The sequence below is a fragment of the Shewanella zhangzhouensis genome (genome assembly GCF_019457615.1).
GTDB classification, from domain to species: domain Bacteria; phylum Pseudomonadota; class Gammaproteobacteria; order Enterobacterales; family Shewanellaceae; genus Shewanella; species Shewanella zhangzhouensis.
Map to the genome: position 1 here is coordinate 3,266,334 of NZ_CP080414.1, position 26,167 is coordinate 3,292,500.

The 26,167-nt window shown below is 54.3% G+C and carries 25 protein-coding genes, 3 tRNA genes and 2 rRNA genes (1 of these 30 running past the window's edge); 22 read left to right on the forward strand and 8 right to left on the reverse strand.

Features of this window, described 5'->3' with window-relative positions:
* Positions 1-22 precede the first annotated feature (22 nt).
* From K0H63_RS14285 to K0H63_RS14315, 7 genes are all read left to right on the forward strand, one after another.
* Positions 23-322, forward strand: a complete 300-nt coding sequence (locus K0H63_RS14285) for a hypothetical protein (protein ID WP_220065251.1) — start codon at positions 23-25, stop codon at positions 320-322.
* Between the two features lie 174 nt (positions 323-496).
* Positions 497-1,921 (forward strand): tRNA (N6-isopentenyl adenosine(37)-C2)-methylthiotransferase MiaB, encoded by a 1,425-nt coding sequence (miaB, locus tag K0H63_RS14290; protein ID WP_220065252.1) that lies wholly within the window; start codon positions 497-499, stop codon positions 1,919-1,921.
* Between the two features lie 148 nt (positions 1,922-2,069).
* Positions 2,070-3,140 carry a PhoH family protein gene (locus tag K0H63_RS14295; RefSeq protein WP_220065253.1) on the forward strand — a complete coding sequence of 357 codons (1,071 nt, stop codon included), beginning with the start codon at positions 2,070-2,072 and terminating at the stop codon, positions 3,138-3,140.
* On the forward strand, positions 3,130-3,591 hold the full coding sequence (gene ybeY / locus K0H63_RS14300) for an rRNA maturation RNase YbeY (RefSeq protein ID WP_220065254.1): 462 nt from the start codon (positions 3,130-3,132) through the stop codon (positions 3,589-3,591). The genes K0H63_RS14295 and ybeY overlap by 11 nt, the downstream gene beginning before the upstream one ends.
* 30 nt (positions 3,592-3,621) lie before the next feature.
* A complete protein-coding gene (gene corC, locus K0H63_RS14305) occupies positions 3,622-4,500 on the forward strand; it encodes a CNNM family magnesium/cobalt transport protein CorC (RefSeq protein ID WP_220065255.1) in 879 nt (292 codons plus the stop codon).
* Between the two features lie 60 nt (positions 4,501-4,560).
* A complete protein-coding gene (lnt, locus tag K0H63_RS14310; protein ID WP_220065256.1) occupies positions 4,561-6,096 on the forward strand; it encodes an apolipoprotein N-acyltransferase in 1,536 nt (511 codons plus the stop codon).
* 170 nt (positions 6,097-6,266) lie between these two features.
* Complete coding sequence (locus tag K0H63_RS14315) at positions 6,267-7,508, forward strand: EAL domain-containing response regulator (RefSeq protein ID WP_220065257.1); 1,242 nt, start codon at positions 6,267-6,269, stop codon at positions 7,506-7,508.
* Positions 7,509-7,522: 14 nt separating this feature from the next.
* Here the strand turns inward: K0H63_RS14315 and K0H63_RS14320 are convergent, their stop codons facing one another.
* Positions 7,523-8,023 (reverse strand): zinc ribbon-containing protein, encoded by a 501-nt coding sequence (locus K0H63_RS14320; protein ID WP_011760690.1) that lies wholly within the window; start codon positions 8,021-8,023, stop codon positions 7,523-7,525.
* A gap of 119 nt (positions 8,024-8,142) precedes the next feature.
* On the opposite strand from K0H63_RS14320, the gene leuS reads away from it, so the two are divergent.
* The 14 genes from leuS to lipA all read left to right on the forward strand — a co-directional run bounded on the left by leuS (position 8,143) and on the right by lipA (position 22,047).
* Positions 8,143-10,722: a leucine--tRNA ligase gene (leuS, locus tag K0H63_RS14325; RefSeq protein ID WP_220065258.1), complete on the forward strand. Its 2,580-nt coding sequence runs from the start codon at positions 8,143-8,145 to the stop codon at positions 10,720-10,722.
* Between the two features lie 95 nt (positions 10,723-10,817).
* Positions 10,818-11,312, forward strand: a complete 495-nt coding sequence (locus K0H63_RS14330; RefSeq protein WP_220065259.1) for an LPS-assembly lipoprotein LptE — start codon at positions 10,818-10,820, stop codon at positions 11,310-11,312.
* Positions 11,312-12,340: a DNA polymerase III subunit delta gene (gene holA, locus K0H63_RS14335; protein ID WP_220065260.1), complete on the forward strand. Its 1,029-nt coding sequence runs from the start codon at positions 11,312-11,314 to the stop codon at positions 12,338-12,340. The genes K0H63_RS14330 and holA overlap by 1 nt, the downstream gene beginning before the upstream one ends.
* 1 nt (position 12,341) lies before the next feature.
* Entirely contained in the window at positions 12,342-12,992 is a 651-nt protein-coding gene (gene nadD, locus K0H63_RS14340) for a nicotinate-nucleotide adenylyltransferase (protein WP_220065261.1), read from the forward strand.
* A 72-nt stretch (positions 12,993-13,064) separates the two neighbouring features.
* A complete protein-coding gene (gene rsfS / locus K0H63_RS14345) occupies positions 13,065-13,391 on the forward strand; it encodes a ribosome silencing factor (protein ID WP_011760695.1) in 327 nt (108 codons plus the stop codon).
* Complete coding sequence (gene rlmH, locus K0H63_RS14350) at positions 13,391-13,861, forward strand: 23S rRNA (pseudouridine(1915)-N(3))-methyltransferase RlmH (protein WP_011760696.1); 471 nt, start codon at positions 13,391-13,393, stop codon at positions 13,859-13,861. The genes rsfS and rlmH overlap by 1 nt, the downstream gene beginning before the upstream one ends.
* Before the next feature lie 40 nt (positions 13,862-13,901).
* Positions 13,902-15,758 (forward strand): penicillin-binding protein 2, encoded by a 1,857-nt coding sequence (gene mrdA / locus K0H63_RS14355; RefSeq protein ID WP_220065262.1) that lies wholly within the window; start codon positions 13,902-13,904, stop codon positions 15,756-15,758.
* On the forward strand, positions 15,755-16,861 hold the full coding sequence (rodA, locus tag K0H63_RS14360) for a rod shape-determining protein RodA (protein ID WP_220065263.1): 1,107 nt from the start codon (positions 15,755-15,757) through the stop codon (positions 16,859-16,861). The genes mrdA and rodA overlap by 4 nt, the downstream gene beginning before the upstream one ends.
* Positions 16,862-16,870: 9 nt before the next feature.
* Entirely contained in the window at positions 16,871-17,857 is a 987-nt protein-coding gene (gene mltB, locus K0H63_RS14365) for a lytic murein transglycosylase B (protein WP_220065264.1), read from the forward strand.
* Entirely contained in the window at positions 17,841-18,677 is an 837-nt protein-coding gene (locus K0H63_RS14370; protein WP_220065265.1) for a septal ring lytic transglycosylase RlpA family protein, read from the forward strand. The genes mltB and K0H63_RS14370 overlap by 17 nt, the downstream gene beginning before the upstream one ends.
* Before the next feature lie 97 nt (positions 18,678-18,774).
* Positions 18,775-19,953 carry a serine hydrolase gene (locus tag K0H63_RS14375; RefSeq protein ID WP_220065266.1) on the forward strand — a complete coding sequence of 393 codons (1,179 nt, stop codon included), beginning with the start codon at positions 18,775-18,777 and terminating at the stop codon, positions 19,951-19,953.
* A gap of 115 nt (positions 19,954-20,068) precedes the next feature.
* Positions 20,069-20,335, forward strand: a complete 267-nt coding sequence (gene ybeD / locus K0H63_RS14380; protein ID WP_220065267.1) for a DUF493 family protein YbeD — start codon at positions 20,069-20,071, stop codon at positions 20,333-20,335.
* Positions 20,336-20,429: 94 nt separating this feature from the next.
* Positions 20,430-21,080, forward strand: a complete 651-nt coding sequence (lipB, locus tag K0H63_RS14385; RefSeq protein WP_220065268.1) for a lipoyl(octanoyl) transferase LipB — start codon at positions 20,430-20,432, stop codon at positions 21,078-21,080.
* Position 21,081: 1 nt separating this feature from the next.
* On the forward strand, positions 21,082-22,047 hold the full coding sequence (gene lipA / locus K0H63_RS14390) for a lipoyl synthase (RefSeq protein WP_220065269.1): 966 nt from the start codon (positions 21,082-21,084) through the stop codon (positions 22,045-22,047).
* Between the two features lie 84 nt (positions 22,048-22,131).
* Here the strand turns inward: lipA and rimI are convergent, their stop codons facing one another.
* Together rimI and K0H63_RS14400 are read right to left on the reverse strand one after the other, a co-directional pair.
* Positions 22,132-22,539, reverse strand: a complete 408-nt coding sequence (gene rimI, locus K0H63_RS14395) for a ribosomal protein S18-alanine N-acetyltransferase (protein ID WP_220067914.1) — start codon at positions 22,537-22,539, stop codon at positions 22,132-22,134.
* Between the two features lie 38 nt (positions 22,540-22,577).
* Complete coding sequence (locus tag K0H63_RS14400; protein WP_220065270.1) at positions 22,578-22,847, reverse strand: hypothetical protein; 270 nt, start codon at positions 22,845-22,847, stop codon at positions 22,578-22,580.
* A 104-nt stretch (positions 22,848-22,951) separates the two neighbouring features.
* On the opposite strand from K0H63_RS14400, the gene K0H63_RS14405 reads away from it, so the two are divergent.
* Complete coding sequence (locus tag K0H63_RS14405) at positions 22,952-23,419, forward strand: Dps family protein (RefSeq protein WP_220065271.1); 468 nt, start codon at positions 22,952-22,954, stop codon at positions 23,417-23,419.
* A gap of 96 nt (positions 23,420-23,515) precedes the next feature.
* Here K0H63_RS14405 and K0H63_RS14410 read toward each other — a convergent pair.
* The 5 genes from K0H63_RS14410 to K0H63_RS14430 all read right to left on the reverse strand — a co-directional run.
* Positions 23,516-23,592, reverse strand: a tRNA-Trp gene (locus tag K0H63_RS14410).
* A gap of 1,334 nt (positions 23,593-24,926) precedes the next feature.
* Positions 24,927-25,003: transfer RNA gene (locus tag K0H63_RS14415), tRNA-Asp, on the reverse strand.
* A 23-nt stretch (positions 25,004-25,026) separates the two neighbouring features.
* A 5S ribosomal RNA gene (gene rrf / locus K0H63_RS14420) occupies positions 25,027-25,142 on the reverse strand.
* 40 nt (positions 25,143-25,182) lie between these two features.
* Positions 25,183-25,258: transfer RNA gene (locus K0H63_RS14425), tRNA-Val, on the reverse strand.
* Positions 25,259-25,343: 85 nt separating this feature from the next.
* Positions 25,344-26,167: ribosomal RNA gene (locus K0H63_RS14430) — 23S ribosomal RNA — on the reverse strand (it continues 2,070 nt past the right edge of the window).

Genomic DNA, 26,167 nt, shown 5'->3' on the forward strand with positions numbered 1-26,167 from the left:
TGAAAGCATCGAGAGGTAGACTATGAAAGCGTTACTCATGACCAGCGGCCTGCTGGGCTTAACCTTACTGGGCAATACGGCCCTGGCCAGCCCCATGGAAACCATGACAGTAATCTATCGAAGCCCAGTGGATTATGCCCTATATCAACAAAAGGCGGAAATGCTGGGCTATTTTCAGCTGGAATTGCATGAAGGGATACGTCTCGAAGCGAAAACTCAGCTAAGACAAATGGCGACACGATTCGCGCAAGCCGATAATAGGCTTGTTCGTCATTCTCCAACGCTTAGCGTGCCAGCGCGAGTGCTCAGTGCCCCAAGATGATTTTGACCTTAGCCTTTAAAAGGGTATTGCCTTGGGACGGCACCACTGATGCTGCCGCCTCGGGCCGTGACTAAAAAATGCCCCGATAATTGCAGGCCAACCCTAGCCACAACCGGTTTCAATGGGTAAAATGTCGCGCTATTTTTTATGTGGTTCCAAGAGCGACGCAAACTGATGAGTAAAAAACTCCATATCAAAACCTGGGGCTGTCAGATGAATGAGTATGACTCATCCAAGATGGCTGACTTGCTGGGCGAATATCAGGGCTACACCTTGACCGAAGAGGCCGAGGAAGCAGACATTCTGCTGCTGAACACCTGCTCGATTCGTGAGAAGGCGCAGGAGAAGGTGTTTCATCAGCTGGGTCGCTGGAAAACCCTGAAAGACAAGAATCCCGACCTGATCATCGGTGTGGGCGGCTGTGTGGCTTCTCAGGAAGGCAAGGCCATCAAAGACCGCGCCCAGTGCGTGGACATCATCTTTGGCCCTCAGACCCTGCACCGCCTGCCGGAAATGATTGACCAGGTTCGCGCCGGCGAAAAGGCCGTGATTGACGTGTCCTTCCCGGAAATCGAGAAGTTCGACCGCCTGCCGGAACCCCGCGCCGAAGGCCCAACCGCCTTTGTATCCATCATGGAAGGTTGCAGCAAGTACTGCTCTTTCTGCGTGGTGCCTTACACCCGCGGTGAAGAAGTGAGCCGTCCGATGGATGACATCATCCTCGAAATCGCCCAGCTCGCCGAGCAAGGTGTGCGCGAAGTGAACCTGCTGGGTCAGAACGTAAACGCGTACCGCGGCGCCAAGCATGACGGTGAAATCTGCACCTTCGCCGAGCTGCTGCGTTATGTTGCGGCCATCGACGGTATCGACCGTCTGCGCTTTACCACCAGCCACCCGATTGAATTTACTCAAGATATCATCGACGTTTACGAAGATACCCCTGAGCTGGTGAGCTTCCTGCACCTGCCGGTACAATCGGGCTCCGACCGTATTCTTACCGCCATGAAGCGCGGCCACATGGCGATCGAGTACAAGTCGATTATCCGCCGCCTGCGCAAGGCCCGTCCGGATATTCAAATCAGCTCTGACTTTATCGTGGGCTTCCCCGGCGAAACCGCCCAGGACTTCCAGGACACCATGAAGCTGATTGAAGACGTGAACTTCGACATGAGCTTCAGCTTTATCTACAGTGCCCGCCCCGGCACTCCGGCGGCCGATCTGCCGGACGATGTGGATATGGAAGAGAAAAAGCAGCGCCTTGCTGACTTGCAGGAGCTTATCAACCAGCAGGCCATGCGCTACAGCCGTCAGATGATGGGCACAGTACAGCGCATTCTGGTGGAAGGCCCCTCCGTGAAAAACCCGATGGAGCTGCGTGGCCGCACCGAAACCAACCGGGTGGTGAACTTCGAAGGCCTGCACAAGCACATAGGCACCTTCGTGGATGTGGAAATTGTCGACGTGTTCCCCAACTCCCTGCGCGGCAAGTTTATCCGCGGCGAAGACGAGATGGACCTGCGCAAGAGCCTGCGCCCGGAGGACATCCTCGCCAAGCACCAGAAGGCTGACGACTTGGGTGTAACCCACTTCAAGCCCTGATGGCACTCACTAACAAGGGCGACTCTGGTCGCCCTTGTTGTTTTCAGGCAACGCACTGCTTTGCATCGCAGCCGCGAAACGCAGTATATTTCAGTTATAGGCGTTGGGTATTTGCCCAACAGTATGGATATTGACGCCGGAGTATTGATTGGCCAGTAAACTTACCACCATGAACCTCTATCTGGAGCCCGCAGACAGCCGCCGTTTGGCCTCCCTCTGTGGTCCCTTTGATGACAACATCAAACAGCTCGAGCGCCGTATCGGTGTTGAAATCAGTTACCGCAACAACCATTTTCAGATTGTGGGTCAGCCACGCAACTGCCTGACTGCCAATAACCTGCTCAAATCATTGTATGTGGAAACCGCGCCGGTGAAGGGCAGTACGCCTGATCTGGAGCCGGAGCAGGTGCATATCGCCATTCAGGAAGCCATTGCCCTCGAAGCCGAAGACGAGCACGAGGATCTGAAAGAGCATTACATCAAGACCCGCCGTGGCGTGATCAAGCCGCGTAATCCCAACCAGAGCCAGTATGTGGTCAACATAGTGCGCCACGACATTACCTTTGGTATTGGCCCCGCGGGTACCGGTAAAACCTACCTTGCCGTAGCTGCCGCAGTGGATGCGCTTGAGCGCCAGGAAATCCGCCGCATTCTGCTGACCCGTCCTGCCGTGGAAGCCGGTGAGAAGCTGGGCTTTTTGCCCGGTGATTTGAGTCAGAAAGTCGACCCTTATCTGCGCCCACTGTACGACGCTCTGTTCGAAATGCTCGGCTTTGAAAAGGTAGAACGTCTGATTGAGCGCAGCGTGATTGAGATCGCACCGCTGGCCTACATGCGTGGCCGCACCCTGAACGATGCCTTTATTATTCTGGACGAGAGCCAAAACACCACGGTGGAGCAGATGAAAATGTTTCTCACCCGTATCGGCTTTAACTCCAAGGCGGTGATCACCGGCGACATAACCCAGATTGACCTGCCCAAACATCAAAAGTCCGGTCTGCGCCATGCCATCGAAGTGCTGGGCGATGTGAATGAAATCAGCTTTAACTTCTTCCAGTCCAAAGACGTGGTGCGCCACCCTGTGGTCGCCCGTATTGTCGAGGCATACGAAGAGTTCGAAGCCAAACAGCAGTCCAGCAAAGGCCGTCACGACAGCCAGTATCGTCTGGCAGATAGCCCACAGGCGGACACTGCCGAAGGAGAGCCCCATGGCGCTTGAGCTGGCGTTGGATCTGCAATTTGCCGTGAATCCCGGAAATTTGCCCTCAGAAGCAGAGTTTGAGACCTGGGTACGTGTCGCCCTTGGCGATACCCTCGATGAAGCTGAGCTGACCATTCGCATTGTAGATGCCGACGAGAGTCAGCAGCTTAATCGCGACTACCGCGGCAAGGACAAACCCACCAATGTATTGTCGTTCCCCTTTGAGGCGCCTCCCGGAATGGAGCTGCCTCTGCTTGGGGATCTTGTCATTTGTGCCTCTGTCGTTGAAAATGAGGCCCTTGAGCAACATAAGGCCCTCGAGGCCCACTGGGCTCACATGGTTGTACATGGTTGCCTGCATCTGCTAGGTTATGACCATATTGAAGACGCCGAAGCTGAAGAAATGGAAGCGCTGGAAACCACGCTTCTGACCGGCCTCGGTTACCCCGATCCCTATAAGGAGCAATAATCGGCCCTTTATTGAGCCGTGAAAATCACTATGAGTGACGACATACCCCCGAGTAGCAACGCCCAAAAGAAAGGCTGGTTTGAACGCGTTAGTCAGTTATTCCAGGGCGAACCTCAAAATCGTGACGATCTGGTGGAAGTGATCCACGATGCCGAGCAACGCGACCTCATCACCGAAGACACCCGTGAAATGATCCAGGGTGTACTGGAAGTCTCAGACCTGCGTGTCAGGGACATCATGATCCCCCGCGCCCAGATTGTGGCCATTAAAATCGACAGCACAGTGGAAGAACTGCTGGCCACCGTCATAGGGTCGGCCCATTCGCGCTTCCCCGTAGTAAACGACGATAAAGACCACATCGAAGGCATACTGCTGGCCAAGGATCTGATCAAGTACGGATTTAATAACAGTGATGAACCCTTCGCGCTGGAGAAGGTGATCCGCCCTGCCGTGGTGGTGCCCGAAAGCAAGCGCGTTGATGTGCTACTCAAGGAGTTTCGCTCCCAACGTTACCATATGGCCATTGTCGTGGATGAATACGGCGGTGTATCCGGTCTGGTAACCATCGAGGATATTCTCGAAGAAATCGTGGGTGAAATCGAAGATGAATTCGACCACGACAGTGTGGAAGAGACCGAAATCCGCAAGGTCAACAACACTGTGTTTATGGTCAAGGCGCTGACGGCAATTGAAGACTTCAACGAAGAATTCGGTACCGACTTCTCCGACGAAGAATTTGATACCGTTGGCGGTATGGTGGCCCATGCCTTTGGTCACTTGCCCGAACGTAATGAACAAATCAGTATCGGCGGCATCGAGTTCAAAGTGATCAGTGCCGACACACGGCGTCTTATTCAGCTGAGGGTCAAGTTTCCCGACCCGGAGCAGGCTGAGATAGCCGAGATCTGAGTTTCCCCGGAACGGGCCTTCAAGGCCCGTTTTTTCCTGTCTATGGATGATTGACTGCAATTGGACTTGAATGCAATCGCCGGCCGCCGCTGGCCCCGACTCCTGCTGGCGTTTCTCGCCGGTGCCTCCACCTCACTCGCTTTTGCTCCCTATTCGCTGTGGCCCGTTTATCCGGTTGCAGTAGCCCTGTCGCTGTGGCTGGCACAGGGGCTGTCTCCCAAGGTTGCATTTGGCCATTGGTTCAGTTTTGGCTTTGGCAGCTTTGCCTTTGGGATCAGTTGGGTACACGTCAGCATTGACAGATTTGGCGGTCTGCCGCTGGTCGTTTCGCTGTCATTGATGGCACTGCTGGCGCTCTATCTTGCACTCTACCCTGCGCTGGTGGGCATGCTTTACGCCCGATTAAAGACTGCCCATGCCTTGCCCAACCTGCTACTGCTGTTCCCTGCATTGTGGATATTGACTGAGTGGGCTCGGGGATGGGTGCTGACGGGCTTCCCCTGGCTCTGGGCCGGATACAGTCAGACCGATGGCCCTCTGTTGCCGCTGGCGGCTTTTATCGGTGTACAGGGAATAGGCGCGCTCATTCTGGTCTGTGCCGGCGCTATGGCACTGCTGGCTCAAAAACGCTGGTTACCGTTAACACTGCTTCTGCCACTGCTTGCCCTACTGGTGTACACGGCCAATCAGTTTCCTCAGGTACAGCGCAGTGGCGACACCGTTAAGGTGTTGCTGGTGCAGGGCAATATCCCACAGAGCATGAAATGGGAACCCGAGCAGCTTTGGCCTACCATGCTCAAGTATATGGATTTGAGTCGCCCACACGCCGATGCCGATATCATTCTGTGGCCCGAGGCCGCTATTCCAGCTCCCGAAGCCATGGTGGCGGATTTTCTGGATAACGCCAATCGGGTTGCCAACCTCAACAACAATGCCATTATTACCGGGATCATCAGCCATCAGGATAATCATTGGTATAACTCGCTCATCGTGCTGGGTAATCATCACGAAAAAGTGCAGCAGGAGCCTGATTATGAGGCCAATGGCACCAACAGGTTCCGCAAACATCATCTGTTGCCCATCGGCGAATTCGTGCCATTCGAGTCCCTGTTGAGGCCCCTGGCGCCTTTCTTCAACCTGCCCATGTCGTCTTTCAGCCGTGGTGATTATCAGCAGCCGAATCTGACTGCGGCCGGTTTTCAGCTGGCACCGGCCATTTGCTATGAAATTGCCTTTCCTGAGCAATTGCGTGAAAACGTGACAGCACAAACCGATCTGCTGCTGACAGTATCCAACGACGCCTGGTTTGGTGAGTCCAACGGCCCGCTGCAACACATGGAGATAGCCCGCATGCGCTCAGCAGAGCTGGGCCGCCCCTTACTTCGCGCCACCAATAATGGCGTTACGGCCGTGGTGGATGAATTTGGCCACATCGCTGCTGCTGTGCCGCAGTTTGAAACCCAGGTGCTGAAAACCGATGTTGCCCTGACCCGGGGCGTCACCCTGTTCGCCCGCACCGGGCACCTGCCTCTTTATCTGCTCTGTCTCTTCATCGTACTGGCTGCATGGGGTTACAGACGCAAACAAGCGTGCTGATACGTCGAACGCACGCCTTCCCGCCCTGAAAAGTGGGCTCCAATTAATTGGGGCCCACTGTTTCTCCCTAAAATCATTCTGTTTTGTGAAAACAACCAGGTTTTTTGCTTGCCTGAAACCACATCGGGACTAGGCTTATTTAAAGGTAAGTCTCCAGGGGGCAAAGGGACATGCTCGGGCAACAACAGATCCTGATAATCGACGATTCTGAAGCCATTTTGATGGTGGTAAAAACCATGCTTTCGCGCATGGGGTTTGAAAAAATCACCACCATGACATCGGCCACCAAGGCACTTGCCGTTGTGGGTCTGGAGCCTGCGCGTTTCCAAATCATACTCACTGACCTTCGGATGCCAGAAACCGACGGTCTGGATGTACTGAGAAAACTTGGCGAAATGGGCTTCAAAGGCGCCGTGGCCATCATTTCTGAAATGGACAGGCGCATCATCAACCTCGCAGCTGACATAGCCCGGCGCCATCGACTTCACATGATTGGCTGCATTTGCAAACCGGTGCAACTGGACGACCTATCGGCGCTGGTTGAGAAAGCCACTGAGCTGCGTGTCACCCTTGAACCCCCTGCGCAGCTTCTGACCCATGAGCAAGTTCAGGCCGCCTTTAACCAAATTCAGGTAATCCCTTATTATCAACCCAAGGTGGATTTGAACAGGTGTCAGGTTGTAGGTGTGGAAGCGCTGGCGCGCATTCGCTTACCGGGCGAAGTCAATGCCCTGAGACCCTGTCGCTTTATGCCGGTCATACAGGAATATGGCATGTTGCCGCAGCTGTCCCAACGCATGTTGCAGCAGGCATGCAAAGACTTACCCACCATAAAATCCATCCTCGGCAACGACATCAAAGTCAGTTTGAACATCAGTCCGGAAGAGCTTGAGAATACTTATCTGGCAGACAGTCTGGAGCATATCTGGCGCAAGAGTGGTGCCAGCAATGATTCGCTGGTGCTTGAAATCACAGAAGAGCATTACATACACAACAGTGCACAGCTCGAGTCCCTGAATCGGTTGCGTCTGAGAGGCTTTGGATTATCGTTGGACGACTTTGGCACCGGCTTTACCAATATCAATCAACTGCGAGATTTGCCCTACACCGAAGTTAAAATCGATCGTTCACTGATTATCAATATTCACAGAGACAGCTTTTGTCAGGCCATTTTGAACGGCCTGGTTGAAATTGCCCGCCAGTTGGGAATTACTCTGGTGGCCGAAGGTATAGAGCACATGGATGAACTCAAATACCTGATGCAGACCTACCCTGCACTGGTACTGCAGGGATACCTCATCAGCCTGCCCCGCTCACTCGACACCCTGAATACCTGGCACAAGGGCTGGCAGCATCAATTTGGCAATCGGGCCCATATCCACCGGCATCAGCCCCCCGCCAACGAAGACTGAAGACCCGCTGAAAACTAAGGCGCAAGCGCCTCGCGAATAAACTCATCGTTATCACACTCAGGGCAATCAGGCACGACCGACGGGAACTCGATGTCCATTCCATGGCCGCAACTGGTGCACACCATACGTCCCTGACTGATAATTTCCCCGCTCTGGTAATAGCCGTGATGTTTAAAATCCTGAGCCAGTTCATGCCATTGCACCTGACTTCTGTCAGTGATCTCAGAGAGCCAATGCCAGAGGGTGTTTTCGATGGCAATAAATGACGGACTGTGAGTCAGGGAGCTTTCGTTTTTTTCCTGTAAAAAGGCGGCTATATCGCGCCTCAAAAATTCCAGTGCCAGCGCCAGTTCTTCTTCATCGGCCTGGGCCTTAAGACGCCCAAACGCCTCGCCGGAGGTCATCAACCGGAACAGATTCTTGGCGTTCAGCTCGGGGTTTGCCTCAAAGTGGGTGGCCAAATCCTTAATGAGATCCTGATACAGGGCCAGTAATTGCGTGCTTCTGCTGGTCATCGTCAATACTCCTTCAAGGGAACCTTTTTAATGAACCGCTTCTGGTTTATTCTATGCAGATCCCGCAGCGCAGACCAAGCGCGTGATCAAACAAACAGGCGGCAATGCCGGAAAAATTGATGCAAGAGCAATACATCCATTCGGAAATCGAGGCTGAGGTACAAAAGTACTGGGCCGATAACAAAACCTTTGAAGTCACTGAAGATCCTGCGAAAGAGAAGTTCTATTGCCTCTCTATGTTCCCCTATCCTTCCGGCCGACTTCACATGGGTCATGTGCGTAACTACACCATAGGTGATGTAGTTGCCCGTTTCCAGCGTCTGCAGGGCAAGAACGTACTTCAGCCCATAGGTTGGGATGCCTTCGGCCTGCCAGCCGAAAACGCGGCCATCAAAAATGCCACCGCGCCGGCCCCCTGGACCTACGAAAACATCGATTACATGAAAAACCAGCTGAAAATGCTGGGTTTTGGCTACGACTGGAGCCGTGAAATCGCCACCTGTACCCCGGAATACTACCGTTGGGAGCAGTGGTTCTTCACCAAGCTGTATGAAAAAGGTCTGGTTTACAAAAAGACCTCAGCGGTGAACTGGTGTCCGAACGACCAAACTGTACTGGCCAACGAGCAGGTGCAGGACGGTTGCTGCTGGCGCTGTGACACTCCGGTTGAGCAAAAAGAAATTCCACAGTGGTTTATCAAAATCACCGCCTATGCCGAAGAGCTTTTGAACGACATCGACACCCTCGAAGGTTGGCCTGAGCAGGTCAAGACCATGCAGCGCAACTGGATTGGTCGCTCCGAAGGCGTGGAAATGACCTTCAAGGTCAAAGACTCTGACGACAGCTTCGACATCTACACCACTCGCCCCGACACCGTGATGGGCGTGACCTATGTGGCCATTGCTGCCGGTCACCCACTGGCTGAAAAAGCCGCGCTGAACAATCCAGAGCTGGCAGCCTTCGTTGAAGAGTGCAAGCAAAGCGGCACCTCTGAGGCCGAGCTTGCCACCATGGAGAAGAAAGGCGTGGCCACTGGCCTGTACGCCATTCACCCCCTGACCGGCGAAGAAGTGCCGGTATGGGCCGCCAACTTCGTGCTGATGAACTATGGCACCGGCGCCGTGATGTCGGTTCCTGCCCACGACCAGCGTGACTACGAATTTGCCAAGAAATACGGTCTGGCACTCAAGGCCGTAATCAAGCCTGCCGACGGCGAAGTGGATATCTCTGAAGCCGCCTACACCGAAAAAGGCGTTCTGTTTAACTCAGGTGAGTTCGACAGTTTGGACTTTGACGGTGCTTTCAATGCCATCGCCGACAAGCTCTCTGCCGAAGGCAAGGGCAAGCGTCAGGTGAACTTCCGTCTGCGTGACTGGGGTGTAAGCCGTCAACGTTACTGGGGCGCCCCTATCCCTATGGTCACTCTGGAAGATGGCACTGTGATGCCAACCCCAGAAGACCAGCTGCCGGTTATTCTGCCGGAAGATGTGGTAATGGACGGCGTGCAAAGTCCCATCAAGGCCGACAAAGAGTGGGCCAAGACCCAGGTGAACGGTCAGGACGCCCTGCGTGAAACCGATACCTTCGACACCTTTATGGAGTCTTCCTGGTACTACGCGCGCTACTGTTCGCCAAAAGCCAACGAAATGCTGGACCCAGCCAAAGCCAACTACTGGCTGCCGGTGGATCAGTACATAGGTGGTATCGAGCACGCCTGTATGCACCTGCTGTACTTCCGCTTCTTCCACAAGCTGTTGCGTGATGCCGGTCTGGTGAACTCAAGCGAGCCTGCCAAGCGTCTGCTGACCCAGGGCATGGTGCTGGCCGATGCCTTCTACTACAACAATGAGAAAGGCGCCCGCGTATGGGTATCGCCCCTCGATGTGACCGTGGTGGAGAAAGACGACAAGGGCCGCATCATCAAGGCCGTGGACAACGAAGGCCATGAGCTGGTGTACACCGGCATGAGCAAGATGTCCAAGTCCAAGAACAACGGTATCGACCCTCAGGTGATGGTGGAAAAATACGGCGCCGACACAGTGCGTCTGTTTATGATGTTCGCCTCACCACCGGAGCTGACCCTGGAATGGCAGGAATCCGGCGTGGAAGGTGCGCACCGCTTTATCAAGCGTCTGTGGAAACTGGCCTCTGAGTACAGTGCAGCCCCGGCCACCGAAGCCCTGGATGTAGCAGCGCTCAATGCTGATCAAAAAGCCCTGCGCCGTGAGCTGCACAAAACCATCGCCAAGGTGACTGATGATCTCGGGCGCCGTCAGATGTTCAACACCGCCGTTGCCGCCGTAATGGAGCTGATGAACCACCTGCAAAAGGCACCGCTGGAGTCTGCCCAGGACAAGGCGCTGATGAACGAAGCCCTGTCTGCGGTGGTACGTCTGCTCTACCCCATCGCACCGCACGTGTGTTTCAACCTGTGGCGGGAACTGGGTAACAGTGGCGCCATCGAAGACGCCGGTTGGCCGGCCACCGACGAGTCGGCACTGGTTGAAGACAGCAAACTCATCGTGGTACAGGTGAACGGTAAGGTACGTGCCAAGCTCACAGTCGCGGCCGATGCCACCAAAGAGCAGGTGGAGGCCCTGGGCCTTGCCGAAGACGCCGTGCGTAAATACACAGATGGCGTCACCGTGCGCAAGGTTATTTACGTGCCGGGTAAACTGCTCAACATCGTTGCCAACTGACCTGTAGCCTGCGACACTGTCGCCGGTTCAGGGGATTAAAGAAAAACCCGCTGCGGCGGGTTTTTCTGCTTAACAAAAGGAAGAAGCATTTCGCCATGGTTAGAACATTGCTTACCGCCATTTTGGGTTTGGCGCTGCTCACTGGCGTCACCGGCTGCGGCTTTCGTCTTCAGGGCAGTTATCAAATTCCGGCCTCCCTCAAGCAATTGAGTGTCGACAGCGCCGATGAATACAGCGAGCTGACCCGCTTGGTTAAAGATCGCCTGCGCCTGTCAGGTGTGAATGTGGTCGCGTCAGATGCCAAGGTACCCTCGGTGCGGTTGCTGCGTGACACCCTCGAGCGCACCACACTCTCGCTCTACCCCACCGGCCATGTCGCCGAGTACGAGCTGATATACCATGTCGACTTTGCCGTGGCTTTTCCCGGCGAAGAGGCCAAGCCATTCAGCGTGGAAATCCGCCGCGACTATCTGGATGACCCCCGCACCGCACTGGCCAAGAGTCGCGAAATGGAGCTGCTGCTCAAAGAAATGCGCCAGCAAGCCGCCGACAACCTTATCCAAACCCTCTCGTCCCTCGGGGAGCGCTGATGCGGGTTTATCCTGAGCAGCTGGGCCGCCACCTGACACCGCTGGCCCAATGTTACTGTTTGTTCGGTGACGATGCCTGGTTGATAGAAAACGCCCGCTCTCAGTTATTGATGGCCGCAAGGCAGCAAGGATTTGAAGAGCGTATCAGCCTTGAGCAGGATAACGGCTTCAACTGGCACGACTTGCAAAACGAGTGGCAGGCCTTAAGCCTCTTTGCCAGCCGCCGCATTATCGAACTCACCCTGCCCCAGGCCAAACCCGGCGCCGATGGCAGCGCCATGCTGACGAGCCTGATGGCGCAGCCTAACCCAGACCTGCTGCTTATCCTGCGCGGTCCCAAACTCGCCGCCGAGCAAACCAACAGCAAATGGTTTAAAACCCTCGACAACGCCGGTGTCTATGTTCCCTGCAATACACCTGAAGGGCAGCAATTTTTCCGCTGGTTAGATGGCCGCATTGCCGCCAACCGATTGATGCTGGACGGTGACGCGCGCCAATTACTGGCAACCCTGTACGAAGGTAACCTGCTGGCCGCTGAGCAGGCGGTACAACTACTGGCGCTGCTTGCAGCCAACCGACGGATCAGCGCCGAAGAACTGAGCCAGTATTTCGACGACCAATCCCGCTTCAACGTGTTTCAGCTCAGTGATGCCCTGCTTGGAAACCAACAGCAGCGCGTGGCCCATATATTGGCCCAGCTCAAGGCTGAAGGCACAGCCCTGCCCATTGTGCTCTGGGCCGTGTTTCGCGAACTTGCGAGTCTGCTGCAATTGAAAACAGCCATGGTACAAAGGGAATCCTTGGCACCAATGTGGTCAAGGCTGCGGATTTGGGACAAGCGCAAGCCGCTCTATGAGGCCGCACTGTCGCGGCTGTCACTGCCACAGATTGAAGCCATGCTCGCCCTCTCATCCTCACTGGAGCTTAAGCTTAAACAGGGCGGAGAAGAGGACTGGACACTGCTGACTCACCTTTGCCTGCTGTTTGATGCCGCTGCCCACAGTGCTCTGGTGGATACCCGGGGCTGATATGAGCAAGCAACATAATCCAAAGCGGCACACGGCACTACTTGGCGGCACCTTTGATCCGCCTCACTTTGGCCATATCAGGCCACTGCTGGATGTACTTGAACACTGGCCAATGCAGGATTGTTGGCTGTTGCCAAATCATATTCCGCCCCACAAACCCGGCACCCATGCCAGCCCGGGGGCAAGACTTGAGATGATTGACGCACTGTGCCGGGAGTTCCCGGCATTCAAACTGTGCGACATCGAGCTTCGCCGCGACGAGCCCAGTTACACGGTCAACACTCTCAGGCAGTTGAAGGAACTTTATCCCGACAGGGTGTTCTACTTTGTCATGGGGATGGATTCTTTTCTGTCGCTGGATAAGTGGTTTGAGTGGCAGCAACTGTTTAATCTCTGCCACCTGGTGGTGTGTGCCCGGCCCGGTTATCAATTGGCAGTCGACCACGCCATGGCAAAGGTGCTCGCGGACAGACAACACACGGGAGCCGACTTACCGGTTGAGAACAGCGGTAAGGTGTTAATCACTGACATCTGGGAGCAGGACATTTCCTCCACCGACATCCGCGCTGCGTTGGCCGAGCGACGGGATATTCGCCAGTTAGTGCCAGAGTCAGTGGCCTGGGTGATTGAGACCCAGGGGCTGTACCGCTAGGCGGTGTATTCTGCCACTGGCTGCTGCTATACTGTCGCGCTCTTTTTTTGGAAACACATGGGGTAATTTCGCGTGCAAAGCGAAGAACTGAAGCAATTTGTTGTCGATAAGATTGAAGATCTTAAAGCACGGGATCTGGTAGTACTGGATGTCAGCAAACACTCCAACATCACAGATTACATGGTGATCTGCTCGGGTACGTCAAAAACCCACGTCCGCGCCATCGCCGAGAACCTGCTCTCCAAGGCCAGAGAGGCCAACATCACCATTCTCGGCAGCGAAGGCCGCGACACCAGCGAATGGGTTCTGGTGGATTTGGGTGAAGTCATTCTGCACGTGATGCAGGAACAAACCCGCGACTTTTATCAGCTTGAAAAGCTCTGGCAAGAACCCGCCTGATGAAACTGCAACTCATCGCCGTGGGCACCAAGATGCCCGATTGGGTTACCCGCGGATTTGAAGAATATCAGCGCCGTTTCCCCCGAGACATGGCGCTTGAGCTTGTCGAAATCCCCGCTGGCAAGCGCGGTAAAAACGCCGATATCGCCCGCATCCTGCAAAAGGAGGGTGAACAAATGCTTGCAGCAATTCCCAAGGGTAATCATATTGTTACCCTGGATCTTCCCGGCAAGAACTGGACGACTCCCGAACTGGCGAGCGCCCTGTCCAAATGGCAGCTCGATGGCCGTGATGTCAGCCTCTTGATTGGTGGCCCCGAAGGCCTAGCTCCGGCGTGCAAACAGGCCGCAGCCCAGAGCTGGTGTTTATCGGCGCTGACTCTGCCCCACCCTCTGGTGAGGGTAGTCGTGGCGGAAAGCCTCTACCGGGCCTGGAGCATTAACAACAACCATCCTTATCACAGGGAATAGCGAGCCCTTGTCAGGCCGCTGATTGCACCGGAGACGTTGAGTGACACCAAGAAAACGGGTAGCCATGCATGACCACGCCGCTGAGGCAGCATTGTTCAAGCGGCGGGCGATATTTACCTTTCTCTGCGTGGTCGCACTTTTTGGTGTACTCCTGACCAACCTGTATCACCTGCAGGTCACCGCCTACACGGACTACACCACGCGCTCCAATGACAACCGCATCCGGGTAACACCGGTTGCTCCAAGCCGCGGCCTGATTTATGACCGCAATGGCGTGCTGCTCGCCGAAAATCAACCGGTGTATTCCCTTGAGCTCATTCCCGAAAAGGTTAAAAACATCCCCGAGACACTGACGCAGCTCTCGACTGTGATACCGCTGACTGAAGAAGCCCAGGCAGAGTTCCTCGAAGCCCTCAAATACCACCGCCGCTTTAAGCCCCTTACGCTCAGGGATAACCTGACTGAGGAAGAAGTGGCCGCATTCAGCGTAAATCAGCATCAGTTTCCCGGCGTACGGGTGGAAGCCGGCCTAAAACGTTTCTACCCCCATGGCGAGCTCCTGACGCACGTGCTGGGCTTTGTGGGCAAAATCAACGCCAAAGACAGGACCGCGCTGGAAAAAGCTGACCGCTGGCCAGACTATGCAGCCAGCAAGGACATAGGTAAGCAGGGTATTGAAAAGTATTACGAAAATCTGCTTCACGGCAAACCAGGGCACCTGGAAGAAGAGGTCAACAACCGTGGCCGAACCATTCGTACCCTGAAAACCGTACCGCCGGAGCCGGGTCAGGATCTCTACCTGACACTGGACATCAATTTGCAGAAAAAGGCCATGGAACTGCTGTCCGGGCGTCGTGGCACCATAGTGGCTATCGATCCCCGTGACGGTGGCATCATGGCGATGGTGTCGAGCCCGTCCTACGATCCCAACCTCTTTGTGCAGGGGATCAGCTCCAGGGATTACAGCGCCCTGCTCAACGACAAGGCTAGACCGCTGATTAACCGCGCCACCCAGGGGCTGTACGCTCCCGCCTCAACCATCAAACCCCATATGGCACTGATGGGGCTGGAGGAACAGGTCGTCACAGAGCGCACCCGCATCTGGGATCCAGGCTACTGGCAAATGCCCGGCGTCGAGCGAAAGTGGCGTGACTGGAAAAAGTGGGGCCATGGCTATGTGGATGTTTATCATGCCATTGTCGAGTCCTGCGATATCTTCTTTTACGACATGGTGCACAAGATGGGCATAGATAAGATTGCCGCCTTCATGCATCAATTTGGCTTTGGTGAAAGTACCGGCGTGGATATCTTCGAAGAGTCCGCCGGCATCATGCCCTCTTCCGATTGGAAGCGTATCCGCCACAACCAGCCCTGGTATCCCGGTGATACCATCTCGGTGGGGATTGGCCAGGGCTATTGGACAGCAACACCTATTCAGCTCGCCAATGCCACGGCAATTCTGGCCAATCGCGGTAAGCGCTTTGTGCCCCATCTGCTCAAGGCAATGAAAGACAACAGCGCCAAAATCGAGCGGCCACCCGAAGAGATGCCCCCGGTGGCGCTGAAGAATCCCCGCAACTGGGAAATCATCAACGAAGCCATGCGTCAGACGGCCCATAAGTCGCGCTTTACCGATGCCACTTATACCGCCGCCATGAAAACAGGTACCGCTCAGGTGTTTTCGGTGGCACAGGATGCCAAATACGACCACGACAAGGTGGCAGAGCACCTGAGAGACAACGCCCTGATTGTGGCTTACGCCCCCTTTGAGTCTCCCAAGATAGTGTTGGCTGTGGTATTGGAGAACGCCGGTTGGGGCGGTGCCAATGCCGGTCCTGTGGCCCGCGCCATGCTGGATGAATTTATGCTCCATGAGCAGTGGAAGGTGCAACCATGACAAGGGATCATGCCCGTAAGAATATCTGGCAACGGATGCACATCGACTTACCGCTTTTGCTTGGACTGCTGGCCATTATGGGGTTTGGCCTGTTTGTTATCTGGTCTGCCTCGGGTGAAGATCCCGCCATGTTGGAGCGGCAGCTGGTTCGCATGGGTCTCTCCCTCGGCATCATGCTGTTTATGGCACAGATAAATCCGGAAATTCTGCGCCGCTGGGCCCTGCCGATTTATATCGCCGGGATTATCCTGCTGCTTGGGGTGCACTTTTTCGGGGAAATCAATAAAGGTGCCCAGCGCTGGCTGAATCTGGGCTTTATGGAATTTCAGCCCTCTGAGCTTATCAAACTCGCCTTCCCCATTACCATGGCCTGGTTTATCAGCAAATTTACCCTGCCACCGAAGAAGCGGTATCTGGCAGCAGCGGCAGTTATCATGCTTATTCCAACCCTGCTGATAGCCAAGCAACCCGATCTGGGGACTTCCATCCTGGTGGCGGCCTCGGGCATCTTTGTACTCTTCCTGTCCGGGATGAGCTGGTACATAGTACTTGGGCTATTGGCTTCTGTGCTGTCGTTTTTGCCAATACTCTGGTATTTCCTGATGCACGACTACCAGCGCCGCCGGGTACTGACTCTGCTGGATCCGGAAAAAGATCCGCTCGGCGCCGGTTACCACATTATTCAGTCGAAAATCGCCATCGGCTCCGGTGGCGTGGACGGCAAGGGCTGGCTCCACGGCACCCAGTCGCAGCTGGAGTTTCTGCCCGAACGTCACACCGACTTTATCTTTGCGGTGATTGGCGAAGAGTTCGGTCTTATCGGCGCCATTCTGTTACTCGCCATGTACCTGTATGTGATTGGCCGGGGACTGGTCATCGCCTCGCGGGCACAAACCAACTTTGCCCGTTTGTTGGCAGGCTCTATCACCCTGACTTTCTTCGTGTACATCTTCGTGAATATCGGCATGGTCAGCGGCATTTTGCCCGTGGTGGGCGTGCCCTTACCCCTGATAAGCTACGGCGGCACCTCGATGCTGACATTGATGACAGGTTTTGGCATTCTAATGAGCATTCAAACCCACAGGCGCTTTGTCGACCGCTAAGGAATGCCGATGAGTTTTGCCCCGGGCCTTGCCTTGTTGCCAGGCCTTCTTGCCGCCAATCTTGTGCTCGCTGCCGAGACACAAATCGACACTGCCAGGGACAGCTTTATTTCCCGCCAGAGTGCGCTTGGTTTTTCCCAATCCCAAATCGATGCATTTCTGGCCGATGCCCAATATAACCCCAAGGTGATTGAAGCCATCAGCCGCCCTTGGGAGGCCAAGCCCTGGCATCTCTACCGGCCGCGTTTTCTCACCGAAGCCAGACTGAACGCCGGGCTCGAGTTCTGGCGTGCCCACGAAAGCACCATCGACAAAGCATCGGCCCAGTTTGGCGTTGAACCTCAGATGATTGTGGCCATCATTGGCATCGAAACCCATTACGGCCAAACCATGGGCAACTTCAGCGTGCGCGACGCCCTCTATACCCTTGGCTTTTACTACCCGCCCAGGGCCAGTTTTTTTCTGAAAGAGCTGGGCGAGCTGCAAAAACTTGAGCAGGAAGAAAAGCTCGATGTGAGCACATTGAAGGGCTCCTACGCCGGTGCCATGGGATTTGGCCAGTTTATGCCCTCCAGCTACCGTTACTACGGGGTCGATTTTGATGGCGATGGCCGCAAAGACTTGCTCGGCAGCCCCGCCGACGCCATCGGCAGTGTGGCCAATTATTTTCATCAGCATGGCTGGAAGGCGGGCGACCCTGTCGCGTTTCGATTGGAAAGCTACGGTGAAACGCCGCCAACGGCCTCACTCTGGAAGGGAGAGCCGTTAACCCTCAAGGCCTCCGATATACTCGGAGGCGGCTTCGGCCTTGCGGACAAACGGGATCTGGATATTGCCCGGCCTGCGATGCTGTTTAAACTGGAGCAGGAAACGCACAACGAATACTGGACGGGTTTTAAGAATTTTTTCGTAATCACCCGTTATAATCGCAGCCCTCTTTACGCCATGGCGGCCTATGAATTCAGTGAGCAGCTTAAACATGCCCATGCCAAGTAGTAAATCCTGTTGGCCTTTATTGGCTCTGACACTCGTTCTGGGCGGTTGCTCTTCCTCGCCTGAGCCCGGGGGCAACAACAAACCCAGCACCAAGGGGGACAGGTATCATCAAAAACACGATGCCTACCCAGACGCGGCGCCGGATGTCAGCCAGGTTCCCGATGCCATCCCACGTTACGAACCCTACAGCCGCGGCGGCAATAAACCCTACACTGTGATGGGCAAGTCCTATAACGTGTTGGCGTCTGCCGCCAACTTCCGTGAATCGGGTCTCGCCTCCTGGTATGGCACCAAGTTCCATGGATATCACACCTCCAATGGCGAGGTGTATGACATGTACAGCATGACCGCTGCCCACAAGACCCTGCCGCTGCCAAGCTTTGTCCGCGTACGCAATCTGGATAACAAAAAAGAAGTGATAGTCAGAGTGAATGACAGGGGTCCGTTTCATGAGGGGCGCATCATTGATTTATCCTACGCCGCCGCCTATCGCCTCGGCATGCTGAACACGGGTACCGCCCGCGTCGAGATTGAAACCATTTACATTCCTTCGCCGGAAAATGAGGCGTATACCAGCAGTCAGGATCCCAACCATTACTTTATTCAGGTTGTCGCATCCAAGGACAGAGACAGGCTGAACCGCCTGGGTAAAGAACTTGCCGCTAAATACCAGCTCGGATATCGGTTACAGGAAAAAGATACCCTCTATCGCCTGCAGCTGGGCCCCCTTGGCCACGAAGGTATTGCCAGTAAAATGCTGCAGCAAATGCGCCAACAGGGTTACCCTAGTGGCTATTTGGTTACTGAGCCCAAATCCTGAACATGAAGGAACCTTCACTGCAATCCCTTGTCAATTAATGTTAGACTCGACGGGTTTCATACCGTTTACTAAAACCTCCTGAGAAAACGTGTAGTTAATGATGAAAGTAATCAAACCTAGCGCCCCAAAATCGATGTTGCTCCTGGCCATTATGTCTGCCAGCGCCTTTGCAGCACCACCGACCGTCGTTCCAGATGCCCCTTCCGTAGCCGCCAAAGCTTATGTGTTGATGGACTATCACACCGGCCAAATCATTGCCGAAGAACATGCTTATGAGCAGCTGAATCCGGCCAGCCTTACCAAGATGATGACCAGCTATGTGATTGGTCATGAAATGAAAGTGGGAAACATCTCACCTGAAGATGACGTCACCATCACCAAAAATGCCTGGTCAAAGAACTTTCCCGATTCCTCAAAGATGTTTATCGAGGTGGGCAAAACCGTAAAAGCTGCCGATTTGAACCGTGGCATCATCATCCAGTCCGGTAACGATGCCTGTGTGGCCATGGCCGAGCACATTGCCGGTACCGAAGATGCTTTCGTCGATATGATGAATTCCTGGGCCAAGCAGCTCGGCATGACCGACAGCTACTTTGAAAACAGCCACGGTCTGGACTCTGACAACCACAAAACCACCGCCTATGACATGGCAATTCTGGGTGCCGCCCTTATCCGTGATGTGCCGGAAGAGTACCGCATCTATTCCGAAAAAGAGTTCACCTTTAACGGCATCAAGCAATACAACCGTAACGGCCTCTTGTGGGACAAGAGCATGAACGTGGACGGTATTAAGACTGGCCACACCTCTGGCGCGGGTTATAACCTGGTGGCCTCTGCCACACAGGACGACATGCGTTTGATTTCTGTGGTCATGGGCGCCAGCAGCGAGGCTTCCCGTAAGGCCGAAAGCAAAAAGCTGCTGTCCTATGGTTTCCGCTTCTTTGAAACCGTTACCCCCTACAAGGCCGGTGACAGCTTCGTAAACCAACAAATTTGGTACGGCGATCGTGAGAGTGTCGACCTGGGTGTTGCCACCGACACTCCTCTGACCATTCGTCGCGGCAAAGGGAAAGAGCTTCAGGCCAACTTTGAACTGACCAAGCCACTGGAAGCACCACTGGCCAAAGGCGAAGTCGTAGGCCGCGTGTATTTCCAGTTGGATGGCAAAGACATAGCACAATTCCCGCTGGTAACACTGCAGGAAGTGAACGAAGGCAGCTGGTTCTCCAAACTGATGGATTACTTCAAGCAGCTCTTCGCCAGCTGGCTGAGCTAAGCCAACTTGGATGAAAATGCCACCTTCGGGTGGCATTTTTTTCGCCCCCAGACCTTGATTGGGCTATAATCGCCGCCATATTTGAGGCCCAAGCCCACGACAGAGATAATCGACTATGCTAAACACCACTTTTGACCAATATCTGGAGTTTCCCTGTTCATTCCCCTTCAAGGTTGTGGGAGATGCCAGCGAGACTTTGGCCGATCGCGTGGTCGCTGTGGTTCAGCAACATGCTCCAGGTGATTACAGCCCAACCAGTAAGGTGTCCAGTAAGGGCACATATCTGTCTGTAACCATTCGCGTTACCGTCACCAGCAAGGACCACATTGAAACCCTGTACACGTCCCTTGCCGCCATCGACGGCGTAAAACGGGTACTTTAATTATTCTGGCGCGCCCTGTAAGCGCTTCTGTGTTACATTTCGGCATCCGCGGCGTATAATGCCGCCACGCTGAACCAGAGGGGAGAGGTAGCCCTTGCAAGCCAAGACTCTGCACATCAGACACCTGGGAAATCAGGATTATGAAACTGTCTGGCACGCCATGCAGCACTACACCGATAACCGCGATGAAAGCAGCCCGGATGAACTCTGGTTGGTTGAACATCCTCCGGTATTTACCCAGGGGCAAGCCGGTAAAGCCGAGCATATCCTCAATCCCGGCGACATTCCTGTTATTCAGGTAGACCGCGGTGGTCAGGTGACTTATCACGGCCCGGGTCAGTTGGTTGCTTACCCCCTGCTGGACATCAAACGCCTTAAAATCGGCGTTCGTCAGCTGGTCACCCACATAGAGCAAAGCATTGTGGATATGCTGAAAGCCTACGGTATCGACGCCTATGCCAAAGCCGATGCACCCGGGGTGTACGTTGATGAGCGCAAGGTTGCATCACTTGGCCTGCGCATTCGCCGTGGTTGCTCTTTCCATGGGCTGGCGCTTAATGTCGACATGGATATCTCCCCTTTCCAACGCATCAATCCCTGCGGTTATGCCGGCTTGGAAATGGTTCAGTGCAAAGCACTGGGCGGCCCCATTACCGTAAACGAAGCAGGTGAAAAACTCACCCTCACCTTTAGCCAGCTTCTTGGCTATGAGCACCTGGTCCATCACCAAGGATTAGCAGAATAAAATGAACAGACCCGAAAGATTGCAGCCGGGCGTCAAACTGCGTGACGCAGACAAAGTCGCCCGAATTCCGGTAAAAATCATGCCTTCCGAGCGTGAAACCATGCTCAGAAAGCCAGATTGGCTGCGGGTTAAGCTGCCTGCTTCCAATCAGCGCATTACCGAAATCAAACAGGCGCTGCGCAGCAACGGCCTCCACTCTGTATGTGAAGAAGCCTCCTGCCCCAACCTGGCGGAATGCTTTAACCACGGTACCGCCACCTTTATGATTTTGGGTGCCATTTGTACACGCCGCTGCCCATTCTGCGACGTGGCCCACGGCCGCCCACTGAAACCTGATGCCGATGAGCCGGTTAAACTGGCCAAGACCATCCGCGATATGAAGCTCAAGTACGTGGTGATCACCTCCGTTGACCGTGACGATCTGCGTGACGGTGGTGCCCAGCACTTTGCCGACTGTATCCGTGAAATCCGCGCACTGAATCCGCACATCCAGATTGAAACCCTGGTGCCCGATTTCCGCGGCCGTATCGACGTTGCGCTGGATATCCTGAGCACCAATCCACCGGATGTGTTCAACCACAACCTGGAAACTGCGCCGGCGCACTATCGCAAAGCTCGCCCGGGCGCCAACTATCAGTGGTCTCTGGATCTGCTCAAGCGCTTTAAAGAGCGTCACCCCAATATTCCAACCAAGTCCGGTTTGATGATGGGTCTGGGTGAAACCAACGAAGAGATCATTCAGGTGCTCAAAGATCTGCGTGCCCACGATGTAAACATGCTGACCCTGGGCCAGTATCTGCAGCCGTCCAAGTTCCACCTACCGGTAGAGCGCTACGTGAGCCCACAGGAATTTGATGAGCTGAAAGCTATTGCCGAAGATCTGGGCTTCAGCCACGCCGCCTGCGGCCCGCTGGTACGCTCAAGCTACCATGCCGACCTCCAGGCACAGGGCAAGGAAGTGAAATAAGCAGGTTTGCCATTAAGCCTGCTTTAAAACTGAAAAACGGCGCATTGGCGCCGTTTTTTATTGGGTTATCCCTGCAGAACAGGCTCAGCCGTGCTCCAGCCTTAAATCCATCAGCACCGCATCCTCGCGGCCTTCGGCCGTTGGGTAATAAGCCTTGCGCCTGCCAATCTCCGTGAATCCCAGGCGCTGATACAGGCTAATGGCGGCCATATTGGAGGCACGTACCTCCAACATCAGCACCTGTGCACCATGGCTGCATGCGTCGGCAATCACCTGCTGGAGCAGTAACTTACCCAGGCCTTCCCCCTGTGCCGAGGGCAGCACGCAAATATCAAACAGGGTTGCCTCATCCACAATCTGCTGCACTATGGTAAATCCCAGCAGCACATCGTCCCGATAGAGTCCGCTGCAGCGATACAGAGGACCGAAGCAATCAAGCAGCGCCCCCTCCGACATCGGATGGGAATGAGCCTCAGACTCAATGAGTGCCATTTTGGGTGCATCTTGCTGACGTAATGTCTCAATCTTCACTACAAGGCTCCGCAGGCGCTGAGCGCACGCCAGAGCGCTCGCTTACCTTCCGGCGTATCCAGTTGCCCCAGTAACACAGAGCGGCTTTCGCCGGAACATGGTATGAACGCAATGAAGGACTCTTCTATCTGGCATTCAAGCTCAGCGAACAGAGGATGATTAAACATGTTGTTAATCGCCCACTTGAGCTCAGGCGATAATGGCGCAGACTTGCCAGCCTCACGCCAACGGGCGATGCCCATGGCATCCAGATATGCCGTTTTTTCCATTGCCCTTCCTATTTATCGGATCGAACACTTTAATCTATTATTTCAATTTTAAACGCAATTTTTAATTGATTAATCTAGTTTAATCAAAACAGGAGGAGACTATTATGATCAACAACGGTATCGACCAACAAAATCGCCTCGCCATCGCCAAAGGTCTCTATAAGCTATTGGCTGACAGCTATGGCCTGTATCTCAAGACCCACAGCTTTCACTGGAACGTGACCGGCCCTATGTTCACCAGTCTACACCTCATGTTTGAGCAGCAGTATACCGAACTTGCCCTTGCCGTGGACAGCATTGCAGAGCGGGTTCGGGCCTTGGGTGTAAAGGCCATAGGTTCTTACAGCGCTTTTGCCGCAATAACCGACATCCAGGAAGACACCGGTGGCCTCAATGCCAGAGACATGATTGCCAGCCTGATAGAAGGCCAGGAAATCATTATCCGCAGTGCCAGAGCGCTCATTCCGCTTGCGGCAGAAAGTGGCGACGAAGCCTCTGTGGATTTGCTCACCCAAAGAGTCAGTATTCATGAAAAGAACGCCTGGATGCTGCGAAGCCTGTTGGAGGACTAAATCGCAGCCCGGTTGCAGTTTAAAGCGGGGAACCCAAATTAACCAAACGTCAAAAAGACGAAAGGCCGTTCATTTCTGAACGGCCTTTCTGGTATATGGCAGGGGTGGCAGGACTCGAACCCGCAACCATCGGTTTTGGAGACCGCTGTTCTACCAATTGGAACTACACCCCTGTTGACGGAGGGCATTATGCAAAAAGCCCCCTTAAAGGTAAAGCACTTTTTTAATGAAAACCGCTTGGTTGCGGCTTTTTCAGCCACAAAGGTCTGTTTATCAATACATGCAGCTTACTGCGCCCAGCGGATACCCGATTGACGACATAAGTTGTCTCTAACATCTGCAGATTAGCCCCGAGCAAAACGGCCTAAAACGCTGTTTAATGGCCGATTAGTCTATCAAGTACCATCGCCGAACGTAACTGGCATAATGCCACCTGGGACTGTGCTGAAGATGCCTAATGCTTACCCTGGTGCAAAGAGTCCTGGTTAAGCAGTGTTCCGCTCTGAAAAACCTTCAGCAACCAGTTAGAACATCGCAATGATATTTGCTTAGTTAAACGACCAAAGGGACAAACTGCATGCTCAGTTTAGATACCACACCTTTCAGTATCCACTTCACCCAATGCGCGTTAAAACGGTCACTCTGAAAGGTACCATCAAGGTTTCAACGCCAGAAAATGAGACGATAGCCAGACTCATGGTTCAAAGAGCATCCGAGGAATTTCGTCTTTAAGTTAGCAGAGCGTGTGGCAAAGCAATGTGTTTGTGAATGAGAGGCAAAGCCTTTTCGGCACATGCTGTCCTTCAAGGCTTCAAACGCCAATCTACCACTATCAGATGCCAGCCTGGGCTGCCAAAGAAGAATACGGCTGCACAAGACGCCACGCGATCCGGTGAGGCAGCCATTCGAAGCTCTCGAAAGTGCTGCGTACTTTCGGGCGCGATAAATACAAAAAAGCCCCGCTATTTCGGCGGGCACGCCCAGAGGAGGCTCTGTGTAAGTTGGCTGACGAGTATGGCGGGCCACAAGCTTACGGTAGAAAACCGTTCCAGACGTTTTCTACCTTCGCTACATCCGTGTAGATTAGCGCAAAGCTTTAGCGTAGCTGGGGCGGATTTATCCGAGGCGCCACAACACCAAGTGCAAATGTTGTAAAACGAAAAAAGCCTCTGCACGCTTGTTTACAAGAGCATGCAGAGGCTTTCGTCTTTAGTTGGCGGGCGAGTATCGCGAAACGATGTGCTTACGAGCGAGAGGCATGGATGCCGAACTGGGCTTTTAAGCAGGGATGCTATTGGACTGGGCCGCCCGCGACAAAGTACGCAGCACTTTCACGAGCGTTAAATACAAAAAAGCCCCGCTGTTTCCAGCGAGGCTTTATGTAAGTTGGCGGAGCGGACGTTAGTCAACGCACACGGCCAGTGTCGCGACCTGGAGGCCGTAGGGCTCTGTCGCGGGAAACAAAACGCAAAAAGCCCCATCCGAAGATGAGGCTTTTCACTTAAGTTGGCGGAGCGGACGGGACTCGAACCCGCGACCCCCGGCGTGACAGGCCGGTATTCTAACCAACTGAACTACCGCTCCTTTGGGCTAGGCCCAAATTAGGCGTCTGGCAATGACCTACTCTCACATGGGGAGACCCCACACTACCATCGGCGCTGCTCCGTTTCACTACTGAGTTCGGAATGGGATCAGGTGGGACCAGAGCGCTATTGTCACCAGACAAATTTGTTAATTCGGAAAGCTGCGTTTCGCAGAAATGATGGTGGTCGCTACTGGGATCGAACCAGTGACCCCCTCCTTGTAAGGGAGGTGCTCTCCCGGCTGAGCTAAGCGACCGGTATTCTGTGCTATTGAGTTATCACTTCAATCAAGTCTGGTCTCTTCAAGACTATCTACACCATCTGAAACCCATCTGGGTTGTATGGTTAAGCCGCACGAGTCATTAGTACAGGTTAGCTCAACGCCTCACAACGCTTACACACCCTGCCTATCAACGTCCTGGTCTCGGACGGCTCTTCAGTGGACTCAAGGTCCAAGGGAAGACTCATCTTGGGGCTCGCTTCCCGCTTAGATGCTTTCAGCGGTTATCGATTCCGAACGTAGCTACCGGGCAATGCCATTGGCATGACAACCCGAACACCAGCGGTTCGTTCACTCCGGTCCTCTCGTACTAGGAGCAACCCCCCTCAATCTTCCAACGCCCACGGCAGATAGGGACCGAACTGTCTCACGACGTTCTGAACCCAGCTCGCGTACCACTTTAAATGGCGAACAGCCATACCCTTGGGACCGACTTCAGCCCCAGGATGTGATGAGCCGACATCGAGGTGCCAAACACCGCCGTCGATATGAACTCTTGGGCGGTATCAGCCTGTTATCCCCGGAGTACCTTTTATCCGTTGAGCGATGGCCCTTCCATGCAGAACCACCGGATCACTATGACCTACTTTCGTACCTGCTCGACGTGTCTGTCTCGCAGTTAAGCTGGCTTGTGCCATTACACTAACCACACGATGTCCGACCGTGTTTAGCCAACCTTCGTGCTCCTCCGTTACTCTTTGGGAGGAGACCGCCCCAGTCAAACTACCCACCAGGCACTGTCCCTAGTCCAGATTCATGGACCGAGGTTAGAACACCAACACTACAAGGGTGGTATTTCAAGGTTGACTCCACGAGAACTGGCGTTCCCGCTTCAAAGTCTCCCACCTATCCTACACATGTAGGGTCAATGTTCAGTGCCAAGCT

Coding starts and splice junctions, on each gene's coding strand:
- rodA (WP_220065263.1), top strand. CDS start 15,755: ATGACAAGGGATCATGCCCGTAAGAATATCTGGCAACGGATGCACATC.
- K0H63_RS14400 (WP_220065270.1), bottom strand. CDS start 22,847: ATGGAAAAAACGGCATATCTGGATGCCATGGGCATCGCCCGTTGGCGT.
- K0H63_RS14370 (WP_220065265.1), top strand. CDS start 17,841: ATGCCCATGCCAAGTAGTAAATCCTGTTGGCCTTTATTGGCTCTGACA.
- ybeD (WP_220065267.1), top strand. CDS start 20,069: ATGCTAAACACCACTTTTGACCAATATCTGGAGTTTCCCTGTTCATTC.
- mltB (WP_220065264.1), top strand. CDS start 16,871: ATGAGTTTTGCCCCGGGCCTTGCCTTGTTGCCAGGCCTTCTTGCCGCC.
- nadD (WP_220065261.1), top strand. CDS start 12,342: ATGAGCAAGCAACATAATCCAAAGCGGCACACGGCACTACTTGGCGGC.
- K0H63_RS14405 (WP_220065271.1), top strand. CDS start 22,952: ATGATCAACAACGGTATCGACCAACAAAATCGCCTCGCCATCGCCAAA.
- K0H63_RS14315 (WP_220065257.1), top strand. CDS start 6,267: ATGCTCGGGCAACAACAGATCCTGATAATCGACGATTCTGAAGCCATT.
- K0H63_RS14320 (WP_011760690.1), bottom strand. CDS start 8,023: ATGACCAGCAGAAGCACGCAATTACTGGCCCTGTATCAGGATCTCATT.
- K0H63_RS14285 (WP_220065251.1), top strand. CDS start 23: ATGAAAGCGTTACTCATGACCAGCGGCCTGCTGGGCTTAACCTTACTG.
- lipA (WP_220065269.1), top strand. CDS start 21,082: ATGAACAGACCCGAAAGATTGCAGCCGGGCGTCAAACTGCGTGACGCA.
- corC (WP_220065255.1), top strand. CDS start 3,622: ATGAGTGACGACATACCCCCGAGTAGCAACGCCCAAAAGAAAGGCTGG.
- rlmH (WP_011760696.1), top strand. CDS start 13,391: ATGAAACTGCAACTCATCGCCGTGGGCACCAAGATGCCCGATTGGGTT.
- leuS (WP_220065258.1), top strand. CDS start 8,143: ATGCAAGAGCAATACATCCATTCGGAAATCGAGGCTGAGGTACAAAAG.
- miaB (WP_220065252.1), top strand. CDS start 497: ATGAGTAAAAAACTCCATATCAAAACCTGGGGCTGTCAGATGAATGAG.
- rimI (WP_220067914.1), bottom strand. CDS start 22,539: ATGGCACTCATTGAGTCTGAGGCTCATTCCCATCCGATGTCGGAGGGG.
- K0H63_RS14375 (WP_220065266.1), top strand. CDS start 18,775: ATGATGAAAGTAATCAAACCTAGCGCCCCAAAATCGATGTTGCTCCTG.
- K0H63_RS14330 (WP_220065259.1), top strand. CDS start 10,818: ATGGTTAGAACATTGCTTACCGCCATTTTGGGTTTGGCGCTGCTCACT.
- ybeY (WP_220065254.1), top strand. CDS start 3,130: ATGGCGCTTGAGCTGGCGTTGGATCTGCAATTTGCCGTGAATCCCGGA.
- holA (WP_220065260.1), top strand. CDS start 11,312: ATGCGGGTTTATCCTGAGCAGCTGGGCCGCCACCTGACACCGCTGGCC.